We start from the raw sequence: 6,699 nt of genomic DNA, 5'->3' as shown, positions 1-6,699 counted from the left end.
CCAAAACGGGCGATTTGCTCACCAAGTCGCTTGCGTGTGCCTTCGGGCACACGACGCGCGACGTTGGCAAGCAACACAACCCGTTTTGGGTCGAACGCGCATGGCGCGGACGGATTTAGTGCTTCCCTACCCCTGATCACGGAGACGAACCCATGCCCGACATCCACATCCACCGCGACCACCAACTCGGCCTCGCCAAGGCGCGCAAGGTTGCCTGGCAGTGGGCCGAACACGCCGAGAAGAAGTTCGACATGGAATGCACCGTGATCGAAGGCGAGACCAGCGACACGGTGGAGTTCAAGCGCAGCGGCGTGACGGGTTGCCTGGTGGTGGCCCCCGACCACTTCCAGCTTGATGCCAAGCTGGGCTTCCTGCTCGGCGCCTTCAGCAAGACCATCGAGGGCGAGATCGAGAAGAACCTCGACGAGCTGCTGGCCAAGGGCGCCAAATCAGCAGCCAAGAAGGTGCCGAAGAACAAGTAGCAGCGTCACGAGCAAGCGAAGCGACGCGCCCCATCAAGCCACGCCCGCGGAACCGGCTTTGCCGGGCCGCGAGGCGGCGCCCCTTGGGGGCAGGAGCGCAGCGACTGGGGGGCTCAACCTTCTTTCAGTTGCTCGATGAGGTCGACGTAACCCTGCATCGCCTCTTCTTTCGACTTGCCCTTCATCGTGTTCCAGGCATCCCACTTGGCGCGCTCAACCATGTCGGTGAAACCGGGGCGCTTGGTGTCGACGTCGCCGACGCTGCCTTGTTTGTACAGCGCGTAGAGCTGCAGCAAGGTCATGTTGTCGGGTTTCTCGGGCAGGTTTTTCGAGTCTGCGCGTGCCTGTTCGAACTGGGCTTGGATGTCGGCCATGGTTCAGTCTCCGTTGTGGGTGTAATTCGGCATTGACGGAGCGCATGTTACCCAGCATCTTGCGCAACACCACTAGACAGGGAAGCACAAAGATGGCCCAAGCCGCAGAACGCATGTCACGCGTCGATACCGCCTGGCTGCGCATGGACAACGACGTCAACCTGATGGCGATCGTGGGGGTGTGGTTGATCGAGCCAGGCATCGCCTACGAAACCCTGTGCCAGCGGGTCAGCGACAAGCTGCTCAAGTACGGCCGCTTTCGCCAGAAGGTGGTTGAAGACGCCATGGGTGCGAGCTGGGTCGATGACGAGCACTTCGACATTCACCACCACGTGCGCCACGAGGCTTTGGTGCGCCTGCCCGGCCAGAGCGAGCGCGAGGCGTTGCAAGCGCGTGTGGGTGAGCTGTCCACCACGCCACTCGACCGCACGCGAGCGCTGTGGCAGTTCCAGTTGGTCGACGATTACGAAGGCGGCAGTGCGCTGCTCGCCCGTGTGCACCACTGCATCGCCGACGGCATTGCGCTCATTTCGGTGATGCTGTCGATCACCGATGGCGGCACGGAGCCGCCGCAGAGGCGGCGCCGTTCGCACAGCGACGAAGAGTCCGACTGGCTGACCGACGCGGTGATGAAACCGTTGACCGACATCGCCGTGAAGGCCGTGGCGATGTCGGGTGACGGTGTCGCCAGGTCGATGAAGGTGTTGTCTCATCCGCAGCAGGGTTCGCTGGAGATGGCGCGGGTGGGCTACCAGGTGGTGTCTGACGCGGCGTCCATGCTCTTGATGCCCGATGACTCGCCGACACGTCTGAAAGGCAAGCTGATCGGCAGCAAGCGGGTGGCTTGGGGCGAGCCCTTGCCGCTCGATCAGGTGAAGGCGATCGGCAAGGCCCTCGGCTGCTCGATCAACGACGTGCTGCTCGCCTGCGTGGCCGGCGCCATTGGCGGCTACCTGCGCGACCTGGGCGACGACACCACCGGCAAGGAGATCCGCGCGATGGTGCCCGTCAACCTGCGCCCGATGGAGAAAGCCTACAAGCTCGGCAACCAGTTTGGCCTGGTGCCGCTGGTGCTGCCCATTGGCATCGTCAACCCGGTGGAGCGGGTGTATGCGGTGAAGGCGCGCATGGCCGAGCTGAAGGGCAGCTACCAGCCCTTGCTCGCGTTTGCGGTGCTGGCGGTGGCGGGCCTGTTGATCAAGCCGATGCAGGACGTGCTGCTCAACCTGTTTGCCAAGAAGGCGACGGCGGTGATGACCAATGTGCCGGGGCCGGCGGTGCCGCTCACCTTGTGCGGCTCGACGCTGCGGCAGGTGATGTTCTGGGTGCCGCAGTCGGGCGAGATCGGCATGGGGGTTTCCATCCTGAGCTATGGCGGTGGAGTGCAGTTCGGCTTGATCACCGACGCGCAGCTGTGCCCTGATCCGCAGAAGATCATCGACGCGTTCGAGCCGGAGTTCGAGAAGCTCTTGATGGTCACACTGATGCTGCCGTGGGAATGACGGGCTCAAGGTGAGTACGGCGCCGCCAATCCAACATACGTCTTCGTCAGCGGCGTCGCGTAATCTCCGAGCTTGCTCGTGCCCAGCCCCAGGCTGACCAACGACTCCGCCAGCTTGACGGCGGCGGCCACCCCGTCGATCACCGGCACGCCCAACTCGCCTTGCAAGCGCAGGCACAAGTCGGCCATGCCCGCGCACCCCAGCACGATGGCCCCTGAGCGATCTTTTGCCAAGGCATCGCGTGAGCATTTCAAGATGCGCGCATAGGCGTCGCTCCCAGGCTCGTCCAGCTCCAGCACCGCGATGTCGGTGCCATGAATACCGCGGCAGCGCCGCTCGAAGCCGTATTGCCATACCAAGTGCTCGGCGATCACGCAGGTGCGGGTCAGCGTGGTCACCACCGAGAAGCCGGTGGCCAACAACGACGCGCAGTGAAACGCCGCTTCGGCGATGCCGATCACTGGCCCGCGCGCCAGCTCGCGCGCCGCATGCAAACCCGGGTCACCGAAGCAGGCGATGACGTGGGCGTGAGCGCCCGCCGCTTCGCCGCCGCGCACCTGCTCGGCCACGCCCGCAGCCGCCCACACGTCGTCGTGGTGCCCTTCGATCGACGGCGCACCGAAGCTGGGCTGGGTGGCCTCGATGACCGTGCCGGGCGCGGCCACCGCAGCGGCAGCCTGGCCGATCTTGGCCGTCATCGAGAGGCTGGTGTTGGGGTTGATCACACGAATCTTCATGGGCGTTCCTTTTGGGGCGGGCGCACTGCTTTGTATACAAAGTGAGGCGAGGTTCATCGGCTGAGCAATTCGTGCGCCCAGGTTTGCGGCGGTGTTTGCCCCAAACGCGTGCGACTGGCCTGAAAAGTCGCTGGCACATGCATTGCATACAGGCGACGCATGAAAGTCGATTCGACCCTGGTGCTGACTTCGCTCGTCAAACGTTACGGCAGCACCGTGGCGGTCGACGGCATCGACCTCACCATTCCCTCGGGCAGCTACTGCTGTCTGCTCGGGCCCTCGGGCTGCGGCAAGACCTCCACGCTGCGCATGATTGCCGGCCACGAGCTGGCGAGCGACGGGCAGATATTGCTCGGCGGCAGGTACATCACCCACAGCGCGGCGGCCGACCGTGGCACGGCGATGATGTTCCAGAGCTACGCGCTGTTCCCGCACCTGAGCGTGCTCGACAACGTGGCCTTCAGCTGGAAGATGCGCGGCAAGCCCGTGCCCGAGCGCCACGCCCGCGCCAAGGAACTGCTGGCCCTGGTGGCGATGACGCCTTACCTCGCACGCCTGCCCAGCGAACTCTCGGGTGGCCAGCAGCAGCGTGTGGCGCTCGCCCGCGCGCTGATGACCGAGCCGCGTGTGCTGCTGCTCGACGAGCCGCTGTCGGCGCTCGACCCTTTTTTGCGGGTGCAGATGCGCGCCGAGCTGAAGCGATGGCAACAAGAGCTGGGCTTTACCTTCGTGCACGTGACCCACTCGCAAGAAGAAGCGATGGCCCTGGCCGACCAGGTGGTGGTGATGAACAACGGCCGCATCGAGCAGACCGGCTCGCCGCGCGAGGTGTTCAACGCGCCTCGCTCCGAGTTCGTGGCCCGCTTCATGGGCGCGCACAACGTGATTGCATCGAGCAGCGGGCCCATCGCCGTGCGCTCCGACCGCATGCACTTGCAGCGCCACGTGCAGCCCGACACGCGCATCGCCGCGGTCAAGGCGGTCGAGTACCAGGGCACCTACGTGCAGGTCAGCCTTGCGCCACTCGGTGAAGCGCCCGACGCGCAATGGACCGCCACCGTCGCCGACGCCGAGTTCGACGCTTCGCCGCTGCAGCCCGGCGAAACCGTCTATGTCTCGTGGCTGCCCGGTGCGGCCCACGCACTGGCCGCCTGAACGAACACCCCTCACATTTGCCAACGAAGGAGAAGACCACCATGTCCGACCGCCTCGACAAGACCGCTCAGCCCACCGCCACCCGCCGCACCCTGATCACGGGCGCGGCAGCGGCCGGCGGTGTGATGGGCTTTCCGTTCGTGCATGCGCAAGAAAAGATCACGCTGCGCTACCTGGGCACGGCGGTCAACCAAGACAAGGCGATCGCCGAGAAGTTCAAGGCCGACACCGGCATCACCATCCAGTACATCCCGGTCACGACCGACGATGTGACCAAGCGCGCCGTCACCGCGCCCAACAGCTTCGACCTGATCGACACCGAGTACTTCTCGCTCAAGAAGATCATTCCCACCGGCAACCTGCTGGGCATCGACACCAAGCGCATCAAGAACGCCGACAAGATCACCTCGCTCATCACCAACGGCGAAGAGGCCGGCAAGAAGGTGGGTGACAAGGGCACGGCACCGAAGAAGGTGATGTACCTGGACAAGCCCGACAGCAAGACCTTCAGCGCCACGCCCACCCAATTCATGACGCTGATCCCCACCGTCTACAACGCCGACACGCTGGGCATTCGCCCCGACCTGATCAAGCGCCCGATCGAGTCGTGGAAGGAGCTGCTCAACCCCGAGTTCAAGGGCAAGGCCGCGATTCTTAACATCCCCAGCATCGGCATCATGGACGCCGCGATGGTGGTCGAGGCCTCGGGCCTCTACAAGTACCCCGACAAGGGCAACATGACCAAGAAGGAAATTGATCTCACGATCAAGACCTTGATCGAAGCCAAGAAGGCCGGCCAGTTCCGCGCGTTGTGGAAAGACTTCAACGAAAGCGTGAACCTCATGGCCTCCGGCGAAGTGGTCATTCAATCGATGTGGTCACCGGCCGTCACGGCCGTGCGCACCAAGGGCATCGCCTGCACTTTCCAGCCGCTGAAAGAAGGCTATCGCGCCTGGGCCGCCGGCTTCGGTGTGCCCAAGAGCGTCACCGGCAAAAAGGCCGATGGCGTGTATGAGTTCATCAACTGGTTCCTCGACGGCTGGGCTGGTGCGTACCTCAATCGCCAGGGCTACTACAGCGCGGTGCTCGAGACCGCCAAGGCCAAGATGGAAGCGTATGAGTGGGCGTATTGGATGGAAGGCAAAGCCGCCACACAAGACATCAAGTCGCCTGGTGGCGACGTGTTGGCCAAGACCGGCAGCTTGCGCGACGGCGGCAGCTACGAAGCGCGCATGGGCGGCATCGCGTGCTGGAACGCGATCATGGACGAGAACGCGTACATGGTTCAAAAGTGGAATGAATTTGTAGCTGCATAAATGATGGCCCCCCAGTCGCTGCGCTCCTGCCCCCAAGGGGCGCCGCCTGGCGGCCCGGCAAAGCCGGTTCCGCGGGCGTTGCTTGATGGGGCGCATCGCTTCGCTTGCGCAGGCACGACTTCCCATTCCGTTCGCCCTGAGCTTGTCGAAGGGCTTGCTTGAAGGCCGCTGAATCCACCATGAGCACCCCCAAGACCCTCCGACTCGGCGCCTGGCTGCAGGCCACGCCGTTCACGCTGGTCTTTGTGCTCTTCCTAGTGCTGCCTTTGCTGCTGGTAGCCGCGGTCAGCTTCTGGCGCGCCACCGACTATGAGCTGATACCCGCTTTCAGCTTGCAGAACTACATCGACGTCTTCAACGGCTGCGCCAGCACCGAAGCGCTCTGCGTCACGCTCAAGACCTACCTCTCCACACTGAAGTTCTGCTTTCTTGTCTGGCTGATCACGCTGCTGATCGGCTTCATGGTGGCCTACTTCCTGGCCTTCCATGTGCGCAGCGTTGGCGCGCAGACGCTGCTTTTCATCTTGTGCACCGTGCCGTTCTGGACGTCCAACGTCATCCGCATGATCTCGTGGGTGCCGCTGCTCGGCCGCAACGGGGTGGTCAACCAGAGCTTGCAAGGCATCGGCCTGATCGACACCCCCATCGAGTGGCTGCTCTTCAGCGACTTCTCGGTGGTGCTGGCCTTCGTGCACCTGTACACCATGTTCATGATCGTGCCCATCTTCAACTCGATGATGCGCATCGACCGTGCGCTGATTGAGGCCGCACGTGACAGCGGTGCGAGCGGCTGGCAGACGGTGTGGAACGTGATCGTGCCGCTGTCGCGCACCGGCATCATCATCGGCTCGATCTTCGTCATCACCATCGTGATGGGCGACTTCGTCACCATCGGCGTGATGGGCGGCCAGCAGATCGCATCGGTCGGCAAGATCATCCAGGTGCAGACCTCCTACCTGCAATTCCCGATGGCGGCGGCCAATGCGGTGATCTTGCTGGCCGTCACCTTGATGATGATCTGGGGCTTGACGCGGCTGGTCGACATCCGCAAGGAGCTGTGAGATGAACCATCCTCCGTTCGCCCTGAGCCTGTCGAAGGGCCTGTGTGCACGTCGCCGGCTCCCTTCGACAGG

Annotated in this window: 7 protein-coding genes; 5 read left to right on the top strand and 2 right to left on the bottom strand. The window is 63.7% G+C overall.

The genetic code is table 11. The features are described 5' to 3' along the window. The first annotated feature begins 152 nt into the window (after positions 1-152). Positions 153-482 carry a polyhydroxyalkanoic acid system family protein gene (locus RMO40_RS25170; RefSeq protein ID WP_309726672.1) on the top strand — a complete coding sequence of 110 codons (330 nt, stop codon included), beginning with the start codon at positions 153-155 and terminating at the stop codon, positions 480-482. 113 nt (positions 483-595) lie between these two features. Here RMO40_RS25170 and RMO40_RS25165 read toward each other — a convergent pair whose 3' ends face one another. Continuing rightward, positions 596-856 (bottom strand): acyl-CoA-binding protein, encoded by a 261-nt coding sequence (locus tag RMO40_RS25165; RefSeq protein ID WP_309726669.1) that lies wholly within the window; start codon positions 854-856, stop codon positions 596-598. Between the two features lie 92 nt (positions 857-948). On the opposite strand from RMO40_RS25165, the gene RMO40_RS25160 reads away from it, so the two are divergent. Next, positions 949-2,358, top strand: a complete 1,410-nt coding sequence (locus RMO40_RS25160; protein ID WP_309726667.1) for a wax ester/triacylglycerol synthase family O-acyltransferase — start codon at positions 949-951, stop codon at positions 2,356-2,358. 5 nt (positions 2,359-2,363) lie between these two features. Here RMO40_RS25160 and RMO40_RS25155 read toward each other — a convergent pair whose 3' ends face one another. Continuing rightward, complete coding sequence (locus RMO40_RS25155; RefSeq protein WP_309726664.1) at positions 2,364-3,095, bottom strand: aspartate/glutamate racemase family protein; 732 nt, start codon at positions 3,093-3,095, stop codon at positions 2,364-2,366. A 159-nt stretch (positions 3,096-3,254) separates the two neighbouring features. On the opposite strand from RMO40_RS25155, the gene RMO40_RS25150 reads away from it, so the two are divergent. The 3 genes from RMO40_RS25150 (at position 3,255) to RMO40_RS25140 (ending at position 6,627) form a co-directional block, all read left to right on the top strand. Continuing rightward, positions 3,255-4,250, top strand: a complete 996-nt coding sequence (locus RMO40_RS25150) for an ABC transporter ATP-binding protein (RefSeq protein ID WP_309726661.1) — start codon at positions 3,255-3,257, stop codon at positions 4,248-4,250. A 41-nt stretch (positions 4,251-4,291) separates the two neighbouring features. Then, positions 4,292-5,566, top strand: coding sequence for an extracellular solute-binding protein (locus RMO40_RS25145; RefSeq protein ID WP_309726659.1), 1,275 nt, complete (start codon positions 4,292-4,294; stop codon positions 5,564-5,566). Positions 5,567-5,745: 179 nt separating this feature from the next. Continuing rightward, the gene (locus RMO40_RS25140) at positions 5,746-6,627 is read left to right on the top strand and encodes an ABC transporter permease subunit (RefSeq protein WP_309726656.1); all 882 of its coding nucleotides are present in this window, start codon (positions 5,746-5,748) and stop codon (positions 6,625-6,627) included. Positions 6,628-6,699: the final 72 nt, after the last annotated feature.

The organism is Rhizobacter sp., from assembly GCF_031412075.1.
Taxonomy (GTDB): domain Bacteria; phylum Pseudomonadota; class Gammaproteobacteria; order Burkholderiales; family Burkholderiaceae_C; genus Rhizobacter.
The sequence above is the reverse complement of the archived record's forward strand: the minus strand, read 5'-3'. Positions and strand labels throughout refer to the sequence as shown.